This window comes from Nonomuraea sp. NPDC050022 (genome assembly GCF_044460705.1).
In the GTDB taxonomy this organism is placed as follows: domain Bacteria; phylum Actinomycetota; class Actinomycetes; order Streptosporangiales; family Streptosporangiaceae; genus Nonomuraea.
Genome location: NZ_JBITKE010000007.1, coordinates 81,178 through 99,250, shown reverse-complemented (window position 1 = coordinate 99,250; position 18,073 = coordinate 81,178). Strand labels below are relative to the sequence as shown.

Annotated in this window: 13 protein-coding genes; 2 read left to right on the top strand and 11 right to left on the bottom strand. The window is 69.5% G+C overall.

Translation table 11 applies throughout. From position 1 onward, the window contains the following. Positions 1-6: 6 nt before the first annotated feature. The 8 genes from ACIBO2_RS29590 to ACIBO2_RS29555 form a co-directional block, all read right to left on the bottom strand. Positions 7-285, bottom strand: a complete 279-nt coding sequence (locus ACIBO2_RS29590) for a sarcosine oxidase subunit delta (RefSeq protein ID WP_358552725.1) — start codon at positions 283-285, stop codon at positions 7-9. 9 nt (positions 286-294) lie between these two features. Further along, positions 295-1,527: a sarcosine oxidase subunit beta family protein gene (locus ACIBO2_RS29585; RefSeq protein ID WP_358552727.1), complete on the bottom strand. Its 1,233-nt coding sequence runs from the start codon at positions 1,525-1,527 to the stop codon at positions 295-297. Continuing rightward, the gene (gene glyA / locus ACIBO2_RS29580; RefSeq protein ID WP_397300987.1) at positions 1,524-2,780 is read right to left on the bottom strand and encodes a serine hydroxymethyltransferase; all 1,257 of its coding nucleotides are present in this window, start codon (positions 2,778-2,780) and stop codon (positions 1,524-1,526) included. Before glyA ends, ACIBO2_RS29585 begins: the two co-directional genes overlap by 4 nt. 13 nt (positions 2,781-2,793) lie before the next feature. Further along, a complete protein-coding gene (locus ACIBO2_RS29575; protein ID WP_397300984.1) occupies positions 2,794-5,196 on the bottom strand; it encodes an FAD-dependent oxidoreductase in 2,403 nt (800 codons plus the stop codon). A 204-nt stretch (positions 5,197-5,400) separates the two neighbouring features. Continuing rightward, positions 5,401-6,387 carry an ABC transporter substrate-binding protein gene (locus ACIBO2_RS29570; RefSeq protein ID WP_397300981.1) on the bottom strand — a complete coding sequence of 329 codons (987 nt, stop codon included), beginning with the start codon at positions 6,385-6,387 and terminating at the stop codon, positions 5,401-5,403. Positions 6,388-6,431: 44 nt separating this feature from the next. Continuing rightward, entirely contained in the window at positions 6,432-8,432 is a 2,001-nt protein-coding gene (locus ACIBO2_RS29565) for an ABC transporter permease subunit (RefSeq protein WP_358552735.1), read from the bottom strand. Next, positions 8,429-9,490: a betaine/proline/choline family ABC transporter ATP-binding protein gene (locus ACIBO2_RS29560; protein ID WP_358552737.1), complete on the bottom strand. Its 1,062-nt coding sequence runs from the start codon at positions 9,488-9,490 to the stop codon at positions 8,429-8,431. Before ACIBO2_RS29560 ends, ACIBO2_RS29565 begins: the two co-directional genes overlap by 4 nt. Before the next feature lie 24 nt (positions 9,491-9,514). Next, positions 9,515-10,975: an aldehyde dehydrogenase family protein gene (locus tag ACIBO2_RS29555; RefSeq protein WP_397300977.1), complete on the bottom strand. Its 1,461-nt coding sequence runs from the start codon at positions 10,973-10,975 to the stop codon at positions 9,515-9,517. Positions 10,976-11,202: 227 nt separating this feature from the next. On the opposite strand from ACIBO2_RS29555, the gene purU reads away from it, so the two are divergent. After that, complete coding sequence (gene purU, locus ACIBO2_RS29550; RefSeq protein WP_358552741.1) at positions 11,203-12,066, top strand: formyltetrahydrofolate deformylase; 864 nt, start codon at positions 11,203-11,205, stop codon at positions 12,064-12,066. A gap of 109 nt (positions 12,067-12,175) precedes the next feature. Here the strand turns inward: purU and betA are convergent, their stop codons facing one another. Further along, positions 12,176-13,813, bottom strand: coding sequence for a choline dehydrogenase (gene betA, locus ACIBO2_RS29545; RefSeq protein WP_358552743.1), 1,638 nt, complete (start codon positions 13,811-13,813; stop codon positions 12,176-12,178). A 127-nt stretch (positions 13,814-13,940) separates the two neighbouring features. Between betA and ACIBO2_RS29540 the strand changes: the two genes are divergently transcribed. Beyond that, positions 13,941-14,720, top strand: a complete 780-nt coding sequence (locus tag ACIBO2_RS29540; RefSeq protein ID WP_358552745.1) for an IclR family transcriptional regulator — start codon at positions 13,941-13,943, stop codon at positions 14,718-14,720. On the opposite strand, the gene ACIBO2_RS29535 is transcribed toward ACIBO2_RS29540, so the two are convergent. Both ACIBO2_RS29535 and ACIBO2_RS29530 read right to left on the bottom strand, forming a co-directional pair. Further along, a complete protein-coding gene (locus tag ACIBO2_RS29535; protein WP_397300972.1) occupies positions 14,686-16,938 on the bottom strand; it encodes an FdhF/YdeP family oxidoreductase in 2,253 nt (750 codons plus the stop codon). The two genes, ACIBO2_RS29540 and ACIBO2_RS29535, sit on opposite strands and share 35 nt — an antisense overlap. Continuing rightward, positions 16,938-18,053 (bottom strand): aromatic ring-hydroxylating dioxygenase subunit alpha, encoded by a 1,116-nt coding sequence (locus tag ACIBO2_RS29530; RefSeq protein WP_397300969.1) that lies wholly within the window; start codon positions 18,051-18,053, stop codon positions 16,938-16,940. The genes ACIBO2_RS29535 and ACIBO2_RS29530 overlap by 1 nt, the downstream gene beginning before the upstream one ends. Positions 18,054-18,073 lie beyond the last annotated feature (20 nt).

Sequence of the window (18,073 nt, the reverse complement as noted above, 5' to 3'; positions counted from 1 at the left end):
CGCGCGTCATGAGGTCACCGGCCGCGGCTCGCCCGCACGGTAGACGGCGTGGATCTCGTTGGTCGCGGTGTCGCGCAGGGCGTTGAACCACCGGCGGCAGCCCGCGGAGTGGCTCCAGCGCTCGGCGAAGACGCCCTTGGGGTTGTCGCGGAAGAACAGGTAGCGGGCCCATTCCTCGTCGGAGAGCGTGGCCGGGTTCTCCGGGTAGGCGACGTGTGCCTGCCCGCCGTAGTGGAACTCGGCCTCCTCGCGTGGGCCGCACCAGGGGCATGGGATCAGCAGCATGTGACGTCCTCAGTGCGCGACCGCGGCGGCGCCGTGCTCGTCGACGAGCGCCCCGGTGACGAATCGGTCAAGGGAGAAGGGAGCGTTGAGCGGGTGCGGCTCGCCGTTGGCCACCGTGTGGGCGAAACACCAGCCCACGCCGGGGGTGGCCTTGAAGCCCCCGGTGCCCCACCCGCAGTTGAGGTAGAGGCCGTCGACCGGGGTCAGCCCGACGATCGGTGAGGCGTCCGGTGTGACGTCCACGACGCCGCCCCAGGTCCGCAGCACGTGTGCCCTGGCGAAGATCGGGAACAGCTCCAGCGCCGCGGCCATCTGCCGCTCGATGATGTGGAAGGCGCCGCGCTGGCGGTAGGAGTTGGCCGCGTCGATACCCGCCCCCATCACCAACTCCCCTTTGTGGGCCTGGCTGACGTACACGTGGACGGCGTTGGACATGACGACTGTCGGGTGCACGGGCTCCAGCAGCTCGGAGACCAGCGCCTGCAGCGGATGGCTCTGCACCGGCAGGTCGATGCCGGCGGTGGCGGCGACGACCGAGCTGTGCCCGGCCGCGCACAGCGCCACCCGGCCCGCCGCGATCGTGCCGCGGGTGGTGTCCACGCCGGTGACCCGGCCATCGCTCACCCGCAGCCCCGTGACCTCGCAGTGCTCGATGAAGTCGACGCCGAGCGCCGCGGCCGCCCGGGCCAGCCCCCATGCGACGTAGTCGTGCTTGGCGATGCCCGCGCGGGGCTGGAAAGTGGCCCCCAGCACCGGATAGCGCACGTCGGGCGAGATGTTGACGATCGGGCAGACCTCTTTGACCTGCTGGGGGTCCAGCCATTCCGCGTCCACGCCGTTGAGCCGGTTCGCCTCCACCCGGCGGACGCTGTCACGCACGTCCTGGAGGCTGTGCGCGAGGTTGAGCACGCCGCGCTGGCTGAACAGCAGCGGGTAGTCGAGCTCCTCCTCCAAGCCCTCCCAGAGCTTGAGCGCGTGCTCGTAGATGCCCGCGCTCTCGTCCCACAGGTAGTTGGACCGGATGATGGTGGTGTTGCGAGCCATGTTGCCGCCGGCCAGCCAGCCCCGCTCCAAGACCGCGACGTTGCTGATGCCGTGGTTCTTGGCCAGGTAGTAGGCGGTGGCGAGGCCGTGGCCGCCCCCGCCGACGATCACCACGTCGTAGGAGGCTTTCGGCTCGGCCGCGCTCCACAGCCGGTCGGGGTGCTCGGGCAGGTCCGCTCCGGGCGCGCGCGGCGTCATCGGACCTCTCCGTAGAGAGGGTGCTTGCCGGCGAGGGCCTCGACCCTGCCGCGCAGGAACGCCAAGTCGGCGTCCGGCGTCAGGGCACCCGCGATGATGTCGGCGACCTCCCTGAAGTCCGCCGCGCCGAACCCGCGCGTCGCCAGGGCGGGTGTGCCGATCCGCAGCCCGGAGGTGACCATGGGCGGGCGCGGGTCGAAGGGCACGGCGTTGCGGTTCACCGTGATGCCCGCCGCGTGCAGCCGGTCCTCGGCCTGCTTGCCGTCCAGCTCGGAGTCGCGCAGGTCGACCAGTACGAGGTGCACGTCGGTGCCGCCGGTCAGCACCCTGACCCCGGCGGCGGCCGCGTCGGGAGCGAGCAACCGCTCGGCGAGGATTCGCGCGCCCTCCAGCGTGCGCCGTTGCCGGTCGCGGAACGCCTCCTCGGCCGCGACCTTGAACGCGACGGCCTTGGCCGCGATGACGTGCTCCAGCGGACCACCCTGCTGGCCGGGGAACACCGCTGAGTTGATCTTCTTGCTGAGGTCCGCGATGGACAGGACGACCCCGCCACGCGGGCCACCGAGGGTCTTGTGCGTGGTCGTGGTGACCACGTGGGCATGCGGCACGGGCGAGGGGTGCAGACCCGCCGCCACCAGGCCGGCGAAGTGTGCCATGTCGACCATGAGGTAGGCACCCACCTCGTCGGCGATCCGGCGGAAGGCCGCGAAGTCGAGCTGCCGGGGATAGGCCGACCAGCCGGCGATGATGAGCTTCGGCCGGTGCTCGCGGGCCAGCCGCTCGACCTCCTCCATGTCCACCAGGTGATCGCTCTCGCGCACGTGGTAGGCGACCACGTTGTAGAGCCGGCCGGAGAAGTTGATGCGCATGCCGTGCGTGAGGTGCCCGCCGTGGGCCAGGTCGAGGCCGAGGATGGTGTCGCCCGGCTCCAGCAGGGCCGCCATGGCCGCGGCGTTGGCCTGCGCGCCCGAGTGGGGTTGCACATTGGCCGCCTCGGCGCCGAACAGCGCCCGCACCCGATCGATGGCGAGCCGCTCGATCACGTCGACGTGCTCGCAGCCGCCGTAGTAACGCCTGCCCGGGTAGCCCTCGGCGTACTTGTTGGTGAGCACCGAGCCCTGGGCGGCCATGACGGCCACGGGCGCGAAGTTCTCCGACGCGATCATCTCCAGCGTCGATCGCTGCCGGTCCAGCTCCGCGCCGATGGCGGCGTGAACCTCCGGGTCTACCACGTCCAGCGGGGTGTCGATCATCTGATGTCCTCTCCTAACCGCGCAGCCGGGTCATCGCCGGGTCGAACAGGGGCTCCTCGGCCACGACGGCGCCCACCCGCCGGTCGAAGTAGCCGACGTGGACGGTCTGGCCCGGGTTCGCGAGCGAGGCGGGCAGCCACGCGTAGGCGATCCCTCTGCCGATCGTGTATCCGTGGGCGGCGCTGGTGACGTAGCCGACCGGCCGCTTGCCGTCGTACACCGGCTCCCTGCCCATGACGACCTCGTCGGTGAGCAGGCAGGTGAGGCGGCGGCCGACCGACTCCTTGCGGGCGAGCAGCGCCTCACGGCCGATGAAGTCGCCCTTGTCCAGCTTGACGGCGAACTCGAGGCCCGCCTCGTACGGGTCGTGCTCGAAGGTCATGTCGGCGCCGAAGGAGCGGTAGCCCTTCTCCAGGCGCAGGCTGGTGAAGGCGCCCCGGCCGGCGGCGATGACGCCGTGCTCCTGGCCGGCCTCCCACAGGGTGTCCCACAGCTTGAGGCCCATGTCCGCGGTGGTGTAGATCTCCCAGCCGAGCTCGCCGACGTAGGACAGGCGGAGCATGGTGACCGGCACGTTCCCGAGGTAGGCGCGGGTGCCGCGGAAGTAGCGCAGCGCGGTCAGGTCGGCGGTGGCCAGCGGCTGGACGAGGTCGCGGGCCTTGGGCCCCCAGAGGCCGATGCAGCAGGTCGCCGGGGTGAGGTCGCGGATGTACACGTCGGCGGGCCGGTGGCGGTCGAACCAGTCGAGGTCGAGGTTGCCGTTGGCACCGACCTGGAACTCCTGGGGGCCGAGGCGGGCCACGGTGACATCGCTGCGGATGCCGCCGTCGGCGTTGAGCAGCAGGCAGTACGTCACCGAGCCGACTGACTTGTCCACGTTGCCGGTGGTGAGGCGCTGCAGGAAGGCGGCGGCGCCCGGGCCGCTGACCTCCAGGCGCTTGAGCGCGGTCATGTCGTACATGGCGACGCTCTCGCGGGTGGCCTGGGCCTCCGCGCCGACGATGGGCGACCAGTACCGCGCCGCCCAGTCTCCCGGCGCGGGGATGTCGCGGCCCCGCAGCAGCGGGGCGTTGGCCTCGTACCACTGCGGGCGCTCCCAACCCGACGCCTCCAGGAAGGTCGCGCCGAGCTCCCGCTGCCGGGGGTGGAACGGGCTGGTACGCAGCGGGCGGGGGTCCTCCATCGGCTGGAGCGGGTGGATGATGTCGTAGACCTCGACGTAGTTCTGGCAGCCGCGGGCCAGCACGTAGTCGGGTGCGAGCTGGTGCGGCTCGAACCGGTTGACATCGCACTCATGCAGGTCGAACGTCGTGCAGTGGCCGTCGACGAGCCATTCGGCCATCGCCCGGCCGACTCCGGCGGAGTGGGTGACCCAGACGGCCTCGGCCACCCAGAAGCCCTCGACCTCGCGCGACTCGCCCATCAGCGGCAGGTGGTCGGTGGTGAACGAGAACAGCCCGTTGATGCCGTCCTCCACCTTGGCGGAGTTCGTGGACGGGAGCAGTTCCCGGGTCTGCTTCCAGGCTTCGGCGAAGTCGTCGGGGGTGAAGGTGAGCACGGACGGCATCACCTCGGCGGCATCGACGGACAGGATGTCGTCGGAGCTGATCGGCATGGGCCGGTGACCGTAGTAGCCGATGCCGAGCGTGTCGAAGCGCTCGCGGTAGTACAGGTCGGCGTCCTGGTGGCGGAGGATCGGCCGGGAGGCCTCGACGGTCTGGCCCGCCAGGTCGGGCACCTGCCCGGTCCAGGCGAGCTGGTGGGCGACCGGAGTGAGCGGCAGCTCCATCCCGACCATGCGGGCGACCCGCGGGCCCCAGATCCCGGCGCAGCACACCACGATGTCGGCGGGGATCTCGCCCTGGTCGGTCACCACCGCGGTGACCCGGCCGCCCTCACTCCTGACGTCCAGCACCTCGTGCCTGCCGAGCACCCGCACGCCGCGCTCCTGTGCCCGCGCGAGCTGCGCGTCGACCGCCTTGACCGCCTTGGCCAGCCCATCAGTGGGGATGAACAGGCCGCCGAGCACCTTGTCGCGGTCGAGGAGGGAGTGCTTGGCCACACTCTCCTCCGGCGAGAGCAGGTGGGCCTCGATCCCCCAGGAGGTGGCCCAGCCGTGGCGGCGGCGCAGTTCGGCGAGCCGCTCGGGGGTGGTGGCCACCTCGAGCCCGCCCACCTGGAGGAAGCTGTCCAGCTCGACGAACTTCTCGACGGTGTAGCGGGCCATCTCGGTCATGGTCTTCGACCCGTTGATCTGGAACACCAGACCTGGGGCGTGGGAGGAGGAGCCGCCGGTGGCGGGCACGTCTCCCTGATCAACGACCGTGACGCCGGTCCAACCGCGGGCGGACAGCTCGTCGGCGAGAGCCGCGCCGACCACACCCGCGCCGATGATGACGACGCTCGGGCCCGTCATAGCCACCTCCGTTGTTGCCTAATATGCAACCAAGCGCACTTTCCGCAACAAGCGTCGCTCGCTGCGTTCCGGGTGTCAAGAGTGCGTCGCGTCTTATTCCCTACGGTTTGCCGGGCCGCGCCGAACCTGGTCGAACACCAGGTCCGGACACGCGTACGCCCGGCCCGATCGCCGAACGTCGACCGGGCCGGGCGCATGCGGATCTCAGCCGGCGGGCAGCCAGGCCTTGACCTTGTCGGGGTTGTCGGCCACCCACTTGGCGGCTGCCTCTTCGGCCGTCATCTTGTCCTCGGCGATGTACTTGGCCACGAGGTTCTGATCGTCGTTCGTCCAGGAGAAGTTCTTGACCAGCGTGTACGCGGGACTGCCGGAGTCCGCGAACTTCTTGCTCACGATCTTGTCCAGCTCGTACGGCGGGTAGTCGCACGCCACCTTGGCCGCGTCGGTATCGCAGCCCTTGGTGTAGGCAGGCAGGTTGACCTTGACCAGCTTGAGCTCCGACAGGAACCACTGCGGGTCGTAGAAGTAGCCGATGATCGGCTTCTGCTCCTTCTCCGACTGGCGGAAGCTGGTGATGAGTGCGGTCTCGCTGCCCGCGTACACGACCTTGTAGTCGAGCTTGAGGTTCTTCACCAGGGCGGCGTCGTTGGTGACGAACGACGGGTCGCCGTCAAGGAACTGGCCCTTGCCATCGGACTCGGAGGTCTTGAACAGCGAGGCGTACTTGTTGAGGTTCTTCCAGTCGGTGATGTCCGGGTACTTCTTGGCCATCCACGGCGCCACGTACCAGCCGATGATGCCCTTGTTGCCGGTCGGCCCGGCGGACACGGCGACCTTCTGGTCATCGATGTACTTCTTCTTGAGGTCGTCGTGGGCCCAGTTCTCCACGACGGCGTCGACCTCACCGGTGGCGAAGCCCTGCCAGGCGACCTCCTCCTTCAGGTCCTTCTTGACCACCTTGCAACCGAGCTGCTTCTCGGCCACCTGCGCGATCACCGCCGCGTTGGCCTCGTAGCCCACCCACGGGTTGACCGCGAGATTGAAGGTTCCGCAGCTCTTGGCACCGCCGGCACCGCTGCTCGTGGGGGTCTCGACCTGCCCGACCTTCGCCCCTCCGCACGCGGTGAGCAGGAGGCCGGCGCCGGTCACGAGCACGGCGGCCCGGACCTTTCCGCTCCTGGTTACTGCCACCTGGTCCTCCTGTAGTTCCTCTGGCCGGAACCGGCCGATATCGTTCACCTCTGATGAAGCCCGCCGTGCGCCGCGGCGTCCGCACGCTCGGTGGCGGCCCGCGTGACACGGTCGAGCACGATGCCGAGCACGACGATCGCGAGCCCGGCGGCCAGCCCCTTGCCTCGCAACTGGTGCTGCGAGAACCCGGCGACGACGTCGTAGCCGAGCGCTCCCGCGCCGACCAGACCGCCGACGACCACCATGGAGAGCACGTAGATGAGCCCCTGGCTCGTCGCCAGAGTCACGGCACTGCGTGCCATCGGCAGTTGCACCTTGGAGATGAGCTGCCAGGCACTCGCCCCTGCCGAGGTCGCCGCCTCGACGGTGGTGGCCGAAACCCCCCTGATGCCCTCCGCGACCAGCTTGATCGCGACCGGTGCGGCGAACACCACGGCCGCGATGATCGCGGTGAACCGGGTCGGCCCGAACAGGCCGAGGATGGGCACCAGGTAGACGAAGGCCGGCATGGTCTGGCCGGCGTCCAGCACGGGGCGGAGCACGGTGTCGACCCGGTCGCTGCGGCCCATCCATACCCCGACGACCACGCCCAGCAGCATGACCAGGACGGTCGCGACGAGCGTCGAGGCCAGCGTGACCATGCTGTCTTGCCAGAGCCCGAGCAGCACCAGCGTCAGCAGCCCGGCCGTGGCGACCAGCGCGGCCCGTACGCTGCCCACCAGCAGGACGACGGCCACGGCCACGGCGGCGACCAGCCACCAGGGCGAGCCCGTCAGCAGCGCCTCGAAGGGGTTGAGCAGCGCGTTGGTCAGCAGGTTCTTCAGCGCGTCCGTGAAGGTGACCATGCTGTCCTGCACCCACAGGCTCGCGGCGTCGGCCGCGCGGCGTACGTAGGAGCCGAAATTGGCGTCGACGGGGAACTCCGCCGCCCAGACGTAGGTATAGGACAGATAGCCGAGCACGGCGGCGATCCCGAGAACGCCCGCCACCTCGAGACGGCGCCCCCGCACGGTGCGCAGCCGCCCGGCCCGGCGCGCGACCTCCACACGGCGGCTGGCCGCCGAGGTAACCCGGTCGAGCACCACGGCCATGATGACGATGGCCAGCCCGGCGTTGAACGCGGTGCCCACGTCGAGCGTCTGCAGCGCCTTCAGGACCGCCTGGCCCAAGCCGGGGGCGTCGATGAGCGCCGCGATGGTGGCCATGGACAGGGCGGCCATGATGGTCTGGTTCACCCCGACGATGATCGTCTGTTTGGCCATGGGGAGCCGCACGAGCCGCAGCGCCTGCGCGGGCGTGGCGCCTAGTGAGGTGCCGGCCTCCAGCGTCTCGGGCGAGACCTGCCGGATGCCGAGCGCGGTGATCCGGATGGCGGGCGGGATCGCGTAGATCATCGTGGCGACCGTCGCGCTGGCTGGGCCGATCAGGAAGAACAGCGTGAGCGGCGCCAGGTAGACGAAGGTCGGCATGGTCTGCATGAAGTCCAGCACCGGGGTCACCAGCCGGTGGAAGCGGTCGCTCAACCCGGCCCACACCCCGAGCGGGATGCCCACCGCCAGCGACAGCACCACGGCGGTCAGCGTGAGCGCCAGGGTGTCCATGCTCTCCTGCCACAGGCCCAGGACGCCGAAGGAGAGGAATCCGGCGGCGGTGAGTAGCGCCACCTTCCTGTTGCCGTACAGCAGGGCGATGGCGGTCGCCAGACCGGCCACCCCGAGCCAGCCGAGCACCGGCACCGGCCGGTCGAAGGACGGCTGGCTGATCAGGGCCTGGACGAACCGCACGGCCTCGTCGATGAAGAGCCGGATGTAGTTGATGAAGTAGAGGAAGAACGGGTTGCTGTTGCGGCTGTCGTCGATGGCGTCCATGCCGCTGTTCAGCCCGCCGTGCAGCGGGGTCAGCTCCGCACCGCCGAGCGCCAGCGTGTCCCGCCCGCGCAGCACCGCCCAGCCCAGCACCCACACCGCGAGCGTCGCCACGACCAGGTAGCCGCGGCCCGTCAGCCTGGCGGTCACCCGCGCCTTCACCACGGACACCGTGGTCATGCCTGCGGCCCTCCGGCGATCACTTCGAGGATCTCCGCACTGGTGACCACGCCGAGCAACGTCTCCCCGTCCATCACGCGCACCGGCCGCTCGGCCGAGAGCACGGCCTTCACGGCGTCCCTGATGACCACGTCGGGAGCGAGTACGGGACCGTCGAGCGGCTCGCCCGGCTGGGCCGGGCGCATGATCCAGCGGAGCGTCAGCACGCGCGAGCGCGGGACGTCGCTGACGAAGTCCCTGACGTAGTCGTCGGCCGGCGCGCCCACCACCTGGTCGGGCGTGCCCACCTGGACGAGCTCGCCGTCGCGCATGATGAGGATCCGGTCGCCCAGCTTGAGCGCCTCACTGAGATCGTGAGTGATGAAGATCATGGTCTTGCCGACCTCGTGGTGCAGCCGGATGACCTCGTTCTGCATCTCGCGCCGGATCAGCGGGTCCAGCGCGGAGAACGGCTCGTCGAACAGGAGCACCTCGGGGTCGGCCGCGAGCGCCCGCGCCAGGCCCACCCGCTGCTGCATGCCGCCGGAGAGCTGGTCGGGGTAGGAGTCCTCGAAGCCGTCGAGGCCGACGAGCCCGATCACCTCGCGGGCCCGCGTGTAGCGCTCCCGCTTGGAGACCCCGCGGATCTCCAGGCCGAAGGCGACATTGTGCAGGACGCACCGGTGCGGCAGCAGCCCGAAGTGCTGGAAGACCATGGCCATGCGGTGCCTGCGCAGCTCGCGCAGGCTGCGGTCGTCGGCTTCCCGCACGTCCTCCCCGTCCAGCAGGATCTCGCCCGCCGTGGGTTCGATCAGCCTGGTCAGGCAGCGGACCAGGGTGGACTTGCCCGAACCGGACAGGCCCATGACGACGAACACCTCGCCCCGCCGCACCTCGAAGGAGACATCGCGGACCGCGGCGACACAGCCGCTCTGCTGCTTGAGCTCGTCGCGGGTGAGCGTGCTGCCGACCACGCTCTCGGCCTTGGGGCCGAACACCTTCCACAGGCCGCGCACGGCGAGGATGGGAGGGGCGTCGATGTCGGGCGCACTACGTTCGGCCACTGACGGCACAGTCATGACCACCTCTTGGTCGTCGGAGCGTCAGTTCGCTGGGAACCACCGCTGGGGTCGCGGACGGATGTTCTGCCACACATGTTTGATCTCGCGATATTCATCCAGGCCGGTCGGTCCGAGTTCGCGGCCGATACCTGACTGCTTGAAGCCACCCCATTCGGCCTGCGGGACGTAGGGGTGGTAGTCGTTGATCCACACCGTGCCGTGCCGCAGCCGTCCCGCGACCCGCTGCGCCTTGCCGGCGTCCTGGGTCCACACGGCGCCCGCCAGGCCGTACTCGGTGTCGTTGGCCAGGCTGACGGCTTCGTCCTCGGTGGTGAAGCGCTCCACGGTCAGCACGGGGCCGAACGACTCCTCGCGCACCACCCGCATGCCCTGCTTGCACCCGTCGAGCACGGTCGGCCGGTAGTAGAAGCCCTCACCGGCCGGCCGGTGGCCACCGCAGCGCAGCACGGCGCCCTCGGCGAGCCCGGCGGCCACGTACTCCTCCACCTTGGCCAGGTGCGCGGCGGAGATGAGCGGACCGGTCTGGGCCTGCGGGTCGAAGGGGCCGCCGAGGCGAATCAGCTCGGCACGCCGTACGACCTCGTCCACGAACGAGTCGTGCAGCGAGTCCTCCACCAGGAGCCGGGCACCGGCCGAGCACACCTGCCCGGAGTGCAGGAAGACGGCCGTGAGCGCGAAGTCCACCGCCGTGTCGAAGTCGGCGTCGGCGAAGACGATGTTGGGGTTCTTGCCGCCGAGCTCCAGCGCCACCCGCTTGACCGTGGCGGCCGCCGCGGCCATGATCCGCCGTCCGGTGGCCGCGCCACCGGTGAAGGAGACCAGGTCCACGTCAGGGTGCTCGGCGAGCGGCGCGCCCGCGGCCGGTCCGGCGCCGAGCACGAGGTTGGCGACGCCCGCGGGCAGGCCCGCCTCCTCCAGCGCGCGGATCAGGAGGATCGCGGTGCTCGGGGTCAGCTCGCTCGGCTTGAGCACGAAGGTGTTGCCCGCGGCGAGCGCGGGCGCCACCTTCCACGTAGCCTGCAGCAAGGGGTAGTTCCACGGCGTGATCAGGCCGCACACGCCGACCGGCTCATAGACGACCCGGCTGATCGCGTCGTCACGGCCGGTGTCGATCACCCGCCCCGCGTCGGTGCCGGCGACGCCGGCGAAGTAGCGCAGCGAGGCCACGGAGTCGTCGACGTCGTACTCGCTCTCCACGAGCCGCTTGCCGGTGTCGGACGACTCCGCGTGGGCGAAGGCCGCTTTGTCCCGCTCCAGCAGATCGGCCACCCTGTACAGCAGCGCGCCACGCTCGCGCGCCGGTGTGCCGGACCAGCCGCCCAGGTCGAAGGCGCGCCGGGCCGCCAGGATCGCGGCCACCGTGTCGGCCGCGGTGGCTTCTGCGACCGTGGTAACGAGGCTGCCGTCGGCAGGGCAGCGGATGTCGCGCCGCCCACCGTCGGTTGGCTTGGTCCACGTGCCGCCGATGTAGAGATCGGTCATCGGCACACCCCTGATCGTTGCGTATCGCGCAAGACAATGCTTAGTGGGGAACAGCATTGACGGGCTCCCTCGAATAAGTCAAGGGGTGGCCGAAATCACAGCCGGAATCCTTGCCGTGTCTTTTCCACAGGCTCTACCTCTCGCCCTCTTGACTGGACGGCACTCAGACATACACCCTGTTGCGCATACATCACTGCTTTGCGCTATACGCAACACTAGGAGGTGTGATGTCTCCTCGGCCCGATCCTGGACGCGAGTTCATCCTCACGGTCTCTTGCTCCGACAAGCCAGGCATCGTCTACGCCGTGACCAGCTTCCTGGTGCAGCACGGCGGCAACATGCTGCAGAGCAAGCAGTTCAACGACCGCCAAGGCGGCGGTTTCTTCATGCGCGTGCACTTCGCGGCCCAGCACGGGCTCGAGGAACTGCGCGCCGGCTTCACCTACGTCGCCGACTCCTTCCAGATGACCTGGCAGCTCAAGGACGCCGTGACCCCCACCAGGTCGCTCATCATGGTGTCGAAGTTCGGTCACTGCATGAACGACCTGCTTTTCCGCCGCCAGGTGGGCGGACTGAACATCGACATCCCCGTGATCGTCTCCAACCACCCCGACCTCGAACCGCTCGCCGCCTCCTACGGCGTGCCCTTCCACCACGTGCCGGTCACGCCGCAGAGCAAGGCCGAGGCCGAGGCCAGGGTGCTGGAGCTGGTGGCGGAGTACGAGGCGGACCTGGTGGTGCTCGCCCGCTACATGCAGGTCCTGTCGGACGACATGTGCAAGCGCCTCGAGGGCCGTGCCATCAATATCCACCACTCGTTCCTGCCGGGGTTCAAGGGCGCCAAGCCGTACCACCAGGCGCACGAGCGGGGGGTGAAGCTCATCGGCGCGACCGCTCACTACGTCACGGCCGACCTCGATGAAGGGCCGATCATCGAGCAGGACGTGGCCAGGGTGGACCACGAGCTCGACCCCGAGGACCTGATCGCGGCGGGCCGGGACGTCGAGGCCCAGGTGCTCGCCCGGGCCGTGAAGTGGCACAGCGAGCAGCGCGTGCTGCTCAACGGCGACCGCACGGTCGTCTTCCGCTGAGGACCCGCCGAGAATTCCGCCCGAGGCGGGCACCGGCCAGGAGGCGGTGGGGGTGCTGCGGCCCCCACCGCCTCCCTTCACCTGCCGGTGGCGGCCACGCCGCATCTCCTCACGCGCGGTGCCGGTAGAACTCGGTCGTCTCGGGCGGAAGCGGGGTGTTGCCGAGGATCAGGTCGGCCGCCTTCTCCGCCAGCATCATGACCGGCGCGTAGATGTTGCCATTGGTCACGTACGGCATGGCCGAGGCGTCCACCACGCGCAGCCCCTCCAGGCCGCGTACGCGCATGGTCTCCGGGTCGACCACCGACATCTCGTCGCAGCCCATCCGGGCCGTACACGAGGGGTGCAGAGCCGTCTCCCCATCCTTGGCGACCCAGTCCAGAATCTCCTCGTCGGTCTCGACGGACGGCCCGGGTGACAGCTCCCCGGTGCTGAACTCGGCCAGGGCGGGCGCGCCGAGGATGGCGCGGGTCACCCTGACGGCCTCCACCCACTCCCGCCGGTCCTGCTCGGTGGACAGGTAGTTGAACCGCAGGGCGGGGTGCTCCCGCGGGTCGACGCTCTTGATCTTGACCGACCCGCGGGCGTCGGAGTACATCGGCCCGACGTGCACCTGGTAACCGTGCCCGCCGGCCGGCGCTGTGCCGTCGTAGCGCACGGCGATGGGCAGGAAGTGGAACATCAGGTTGGGGTAGTCGACGTCGTCGTTGCTGCGTACGAAGCCGCCGGCCTCGAAGTGGTTGGTCGCTCCCGGCCCGCTGCGCGCGAACAGCCACTGCGCGCCGATCCAGGGATGGCGCCACTTCCGCAGGTTCGGCTGCATGGACACCGGCTGGGCGCAGCCGTGCTGGATGTAGACCTCCAGATGGTCCTGCAGGTTCTCGCCGACGCCCGGCAGGTCGTGCACCACGTCGACGCCGAGGGCGGCCAGCTCCCCCGCGTTGCCGACGCCGGACAACTGCAGCAGCTGGGGCGAGTTGATCGCGCCACCGGAGAGGATGACCTCCTTGGCGCGTACGGTGCCGCCGTCGTACTCCACCCCGATCGCTCGGGCGCCCTCGAAGAGGATCCTCGTCACGAACGCACGGGTCTTGACCGTGAGGTTGGGACGCTTCAGCACGGGGTGCAGGTAGGCCCGCGCGGCGCTGAGCCGGCGGCCCCGCCGGATGTTGCGGTCGAACCGGGCGAAGCCCTCCTGACGGTAGCCGTTGACGTCGTCCGTGAGCGGGTAGCCGGCCTGCTGGACGGCCTCGAAGAAGGCCCCGAACAAGGGGCTGCTCGCCGCTCCGCGCTCCAGCGCCAGCGGGCCGTCGTGACCACGGAAGGGGGTGCCCGGGTCGGCCAGGCAGTTCTCCATCCGCTTGAAGTACGGCAGGCAGTGCGCGTAGTCCCAGCTCTTCATGCCCGGGTCGGCGCCCCAGCGCTCGTAGTCGAGGGGGTTGCCGCGCTGGAAGATCATGCCGTTGATGCTGCTGGAGCCGCCGAGCACCTTTCCGCGGGCGTGGTAGATCCGCCTGCCGCCCATGTACGGCTCCGGCTCGGACTCGTACCGCCAGTCATAGAAACGGTTGCCGATGGGAAAGGGCAGGGCCGCGGGCATGTGGATGAACACGTCCCACGGATAGTCCGATCGGCCGGCCTCCAGGACCAGCACCTGCGTGGCGGGGTCCGCGGAGAGCCGGTTGGCCAGGGCGCACCCCGCCGAGCCGCCGCCCACGATGACGAAGTCGTACTGCTGTGGCGTCATAGTGCCTCGTCTCATCACACGTTTCACCAAATCGTAGCGCTATACGCATCGCGTTTCACTACTCGCAACAAGAGATCTTTTGGCATAGCGAATCGACGAAGTTCCCCGTTGCACTTACAGTTTCGCTATGAGCAACGATGCGGGCAGCGGAGGCGTACAGTCGGTCGACAGGGCGATCAGCGTGCTGGAGATCCTCTCCCAGCGCGGCGAGGCAGGCGTGAGCGAGGTAGCCGCCGAGATCGACGTGCACAAGTCGACGGCCTTCCGGCTGCTCGGCGCGCTCGAGGCGCGCGGTCTGGTGGAACAGGCCGAGGACCGCGGCAAATACCGTCTGGGCTTCGGCATCATCCGGCTGGCCGGCGGGGTCAGCACGCAGATGGACATCACCGGCCGCGCCCGGCCGATCTGCAACCGGCTGGCCGGGGAGATCGGCGAGACGGTGAACATCGCCGTGCTCCGCTCCGCCCACGCGGTCAACCTCGACCAGGTGCGCGGCCCCTCGGCGATCACCACCTACAACTGGGTCGGCCAGATCACCCCGCTGCACGCCACTTCCAGCGGCAAGGTGCTGCTCGCCTACCAGGACTTCAGCGAACGCGCCCGGCTGCTGTCGGACGGCGAACTCGAGAGCTTCACGCCCAAGACGATGGTCGACCCCGACGCGCTGGAGCTGCAGCTCGCGCAGACACGGCAGACGGGCTACGCCTTCTGCCTGGAGGAGCTCGAAGAGGGACTGAACGCCATGGCCGCGCCCATCCGCTCCTATCACGGCGAGGTCGTCGCCGCGATCAGCGTCTCGGGGCCGGCCTACCGCTTCAGCGTCGAGCGCATCCACGAACTCGCCCCCACCCTCATCAGCGGCGCCGATGAGATCAGCCACCGGCTGGGCTACGCGGGCCAGCCCTGAGCAGCCGGATCACCACGCTCTTCGAGGTCGGGGTGTTGGACGTCTCTGCCACCGAGTCGAGTGGCACCAGCACGTTCGTCTCTGGGAAGTAAGCCGCGCAGCAGCCTCGGGCCGTGGGGTAGGCGATCACCCTGAACCCCGCGGCCGTGCGCCCGCCGTCGGGCCACTCGCTGACCAGGTCAACCAGTTCGCCGTCGGCCAGCTCGCGCTCGGCCAGGTCGTCCGGGTGTACGAAGATCACCCGGCGGCCCGCCTTGACCCCGCGGTAGCGGTCGTCGAGCCCGTAGATCGTGGTGTTGTACTGGTCGTGGCTGCGGACGGTCTGCAGCAACAGCCGGCCGGGAGGCACCCGCAGCACCTCCAGCTCGTTGACGGTGAAGTTGGCCCTCCCCGTCGCGGTCGGGAAGCGGCGCTCATCCCTCGGCGCGTTGGGCAGCGCGAACCCGGCGGGCGCCCGCGCGTTGAAGTCCTCGAACCCGGGGACGACCCGCGCGATGCGGTCCCTGATCGCGCCATAGTCGCGCTCGAACTCCGCCCACGGCACGTGCGGGTCGTCAGCGAAGAGCTCGCGCGCCAGCCGGCTGACAACGGCCACTTCCGGTAGCAGGTCCGGGGAGCCGGGCTTGAGCCTGCCCCGGGAGGCGTGGACGAGGCCCATCGAGTCCTCGACGGTCACATAGCCGCCGGGATCGCGCTCGGTGCGCCCGAGCACCGGCAGGATCAGCGCCTCCTCGCCGCACACCGCGTGGGAGCGGTTGAGCTTGGTGGACACCTGCACGGTCAGCCTGGTACGGCGCAGCGCGGCCTCCGTCACGTCACTGTCGGGCGTGGCCCGGACGAAGTTGCCGCCCAGGCCGAAGAAGACCTTGGCCGCCCCATCACGCATGGCACGGATCGCCTCGACCGTGTCGAGGCCGTGGCGGCGGGGCGGCTCGAAACCGAACTCCTCGCGCAGCGCGTCGAGAAAGGCCGCGGACGGCTTCTCGTAGATGCCCATCGTCCGGTCGCCCTGCACGTTCGAGTGGCCGCGCACCGGGCACACGCCCGCCCCGCTCCGACCGACGTTGCCGCGTAGCAGCAGGAAGTTGACCACCTCCCTGATCGTCGCCACGGAGTTGCGGTGCTGGGTCAGGCCCATCGCCCAGCAGACGACGACCGAGCGAGCCGTACGGACCTCACCCGCCGTCTCCTCCAGTTCCGCCCGGGTCAGACCCGTCGCCTGGAGGACCTTCTCCCAGTCGAGCGCGCGAAGGTGCTTCTCCCACACCTCGAACCCATAGGTGTACTCGTCGATGAAGGCCCGGTCGGCGCTGTCGATGAGCAGCAGGGACAGCGCCTGGAACAGCGCCATGTCACCGTTGAGCCGGATCTGCAGGAACCGGTCGGCGAGCGCGGTACCGCGGCCCGCCCCCGAAGGGCGCTGCGGGTTCTTGAAGCGCAGCAGGCCCGCTTCGGGCAGCGGGTTGACCGCGATGATCCGCGCCCCGCCACGCTTGGCCCGCTCCAGCGCGGTGAGCATGCGGGGATGGTTGGTGCCGGGGTTCTGGCCCACCACGAAGATGAGCTCGGCCCGGTGCAGGTCCTCCAGCGACACCGTGCCCTTGCCGATACCCAGTGTCTCGGTCAGGGCCGAGCCGCTGGACTCGTGACACATGTTGGAGCAGTCAGGCAGGTTGTTGGTGCCGAACCTGCGCACGAGGAGCTGATAGGCGAAGGCCGCCTCGTTGGAGGTGCGGCCGGAGGTGTAGAAGACGGCCTCGTCGGGGCCGTCGAGGGCGCGCAACTCCCTGGCGATGATCTCGAACGCCCGCGACCAGGTGATCGGCTGGTAGTGCTCCGCGCCGGGCGGCTTGTGCATCGGCTCGGTCAGCCGGCCCTGCCTGCCGAGCCAGTGGTCGCTACGGACGGCCAGGTCCGCCACCGGGTGCGCGGCGAAGAACTCCCACCCGACCCGGCGCGTGGTGGCCTCTTCGGCGACGGCCTTCGCGCCGTTCTCGCAGAACTCGGCGGGGCTGCGGTGCTCGCTCTCGGGCCAGGCGCAGCCGGGACAGTCGAAGCCGTCCTTCTGGTTCACCCGCAGCAGCGTGCGCACGGTTCGGGCGGCGCCCATCTCGCGATGGGCGATCTCCAGCGCGTGCCCCACGGCGGGCAGGCCGCCCGCCCACTCCTTGGGCGGGCCGACCCTGAGTCCCTCGTCTTCGTTCCCGCCTGTCACCATCAGCCGATCCGGTCCTGGACCCACTCGTGGAAGGCGCCGATGTGGTGCTCGCTCGGCACCAGCACGCCGCCGTCGCGGTACGTACGCGAGCTCATGGCGGGCTGGCAGCGTTCGCAGGCGTCGAAGTCCTGCTCATTGACCCGGTGGAAGAGCTCGACCGACTTGTCCAGGTCTTTGCCTGTGGCCACCACGTCGGGCAGGTAGAGCCAGTCGCATTCGACCACCGTGCGATCGACCGCGAGCGGGAACATCCGGTGCAGGATGACGTGATCGGGCACCAGGTTGATGAAGACCTGCGGCTTGATGGTGATGGCGTAGTAGCGCCGGTCCTGGTCCTCATTCACGCCCGGGATGCGGTCGAGTCCGGCCGAGCCGTCGACGGTGAAGCCTTCGATCCGCTCGCCGAACTCCGCGCCGTGGCCGACGAAGTACTGTGCGGCGAACCCGTCGGCGAACTCGGGCAGCACCTCGGTCAGCTCAGGGTGGATCGTGGCGCAGTGGTAGCACTCCATGAAGTTCTCGACGATGAGCTTCCAATTGGCCTTGACGTCGTAGACAATCCGCCGGCCCACCGACAATCCGGCCACGTCGTAGTTGTCGATGAGGTCCGGCGCGCCCAGCCGCTCGGCCACCGCGCCCTGCACGTCCCGCTCGAACAGCGGCGGCTCGTCGGCCAGGCAGACCCACACGTAGCCGAGCCACTCGCGCACGTGCGCCTTGACCAGCCCGTACTGCACCCGGTCCAGGTCGTTCATCTTGGTCAGGTTGGGCGCCGCGATCAGCTTGCCGTCGAGGTCGTAGGTCCACGCGTGATATGGACACTGAAAGGCCCGCTTGACCTCGCCCGACTCCTCAGTGCGCAAAGTGGCGCCCCGGTGGCGGCAGACGTTGAAGAAGGCGCGGACCGACCCGTCGCGTGCCCGGCTGATGAGCATGCTCTCGGCGCCGACCCGCACCGTCTTGAAGGCGCCTGGTCTGGGCAGGTCGGACGAGCGCACCGCGCAGAACCACATCGTCTCGAAGATGTTCTTCTGCTCCAGCGCGAAGATCTCCGGATCGGTGTAGTAGCGGCCCGGGAGGGTGGGGATCACGCTGGAGGTGGTTGAAGTGGTCACGGGACTACTCCTCTGTGTAA

Bases quoted from the DNA above. Each gene is read 5' to 3' on its own strand.
- ACIBO2_RS29540 (WP_358552745.1), top strand. From the start codon at position 13,941: ATGAGCAACGATGCGGGCAGCGGAGGCGTACAGTCGGTCGACAGGGCG.
- ACIBO2_RS29575 (WP_397300984.1), bottom strand. From the start codon at position 5,196: ATGACGGGCCCGAGCGTCGTCATCATCGGCGCGGGTGTGGTCGGCGCG.
- ACIBO2_RS29535 (WP_397300972.1), bottom strand. From the start codon at position 16,938: ATGGTGACAGGCGGGAACGAAGACGAGGGACTCAGGGTCGGCCCGCCC.
- purU (WP_358552741.1), top strand. From the start codon at position 11,203: ATGTCTCCTCGGCCCGATCCTGGACGCGAGTTCATCCTCACGGTCTCT.
- betA (WP_358552743.1), bottom strand. From the start codon at position 13,813: ATGACGCCACAGCAGTACGACTTCGTCATCGTGGGCGGCGGCTCGGCG.
- ACIBO2_RS29585 (WP_358552727.1), bottom strand. From the start codon at position 1,527: ATGACGCCGCGCGCGCCCGGAGCGGACCTGCCCGAGCACCCCGACCGG.
- ACIBO2_RS29555 (WP_397300977.1), bottom strand. From the start codon at position 10,975: ATGACCGATCTCTACATCGGCGGCACGTGGACCAAGCCAACCGACGGT.
- ACIBO2_RS29565 (WP_358552735.1), bottom strand. From the start codon at position 8,432: ATGACCACGGTGTCCGTGGTGAAGGCGCGGGTGACCGCCAGGCTGACG.
- ACIBO2_RS29560 (WP_358552737.1), bottom strand. From the start codon at position 9,490: ATGACTGTGCCGTCAGTGGCCGAACGTAGTGCGCCCGACATCGACGCC.
- glyA (WP_397300987.1), bottom strand. From the start codon at position 2,780: ATGATCGACACCCCGCTGGACGTGGTAGACCCGGAGGTTCACGCCGCC.
- ACIBO2_RS29590 (WP_358552725.1), bottom strand. From the start codon at position 285: ATGCTGCTGATCCCATGCCCCTGGTGCGGCCCACGCGAGGAGGCCGAG.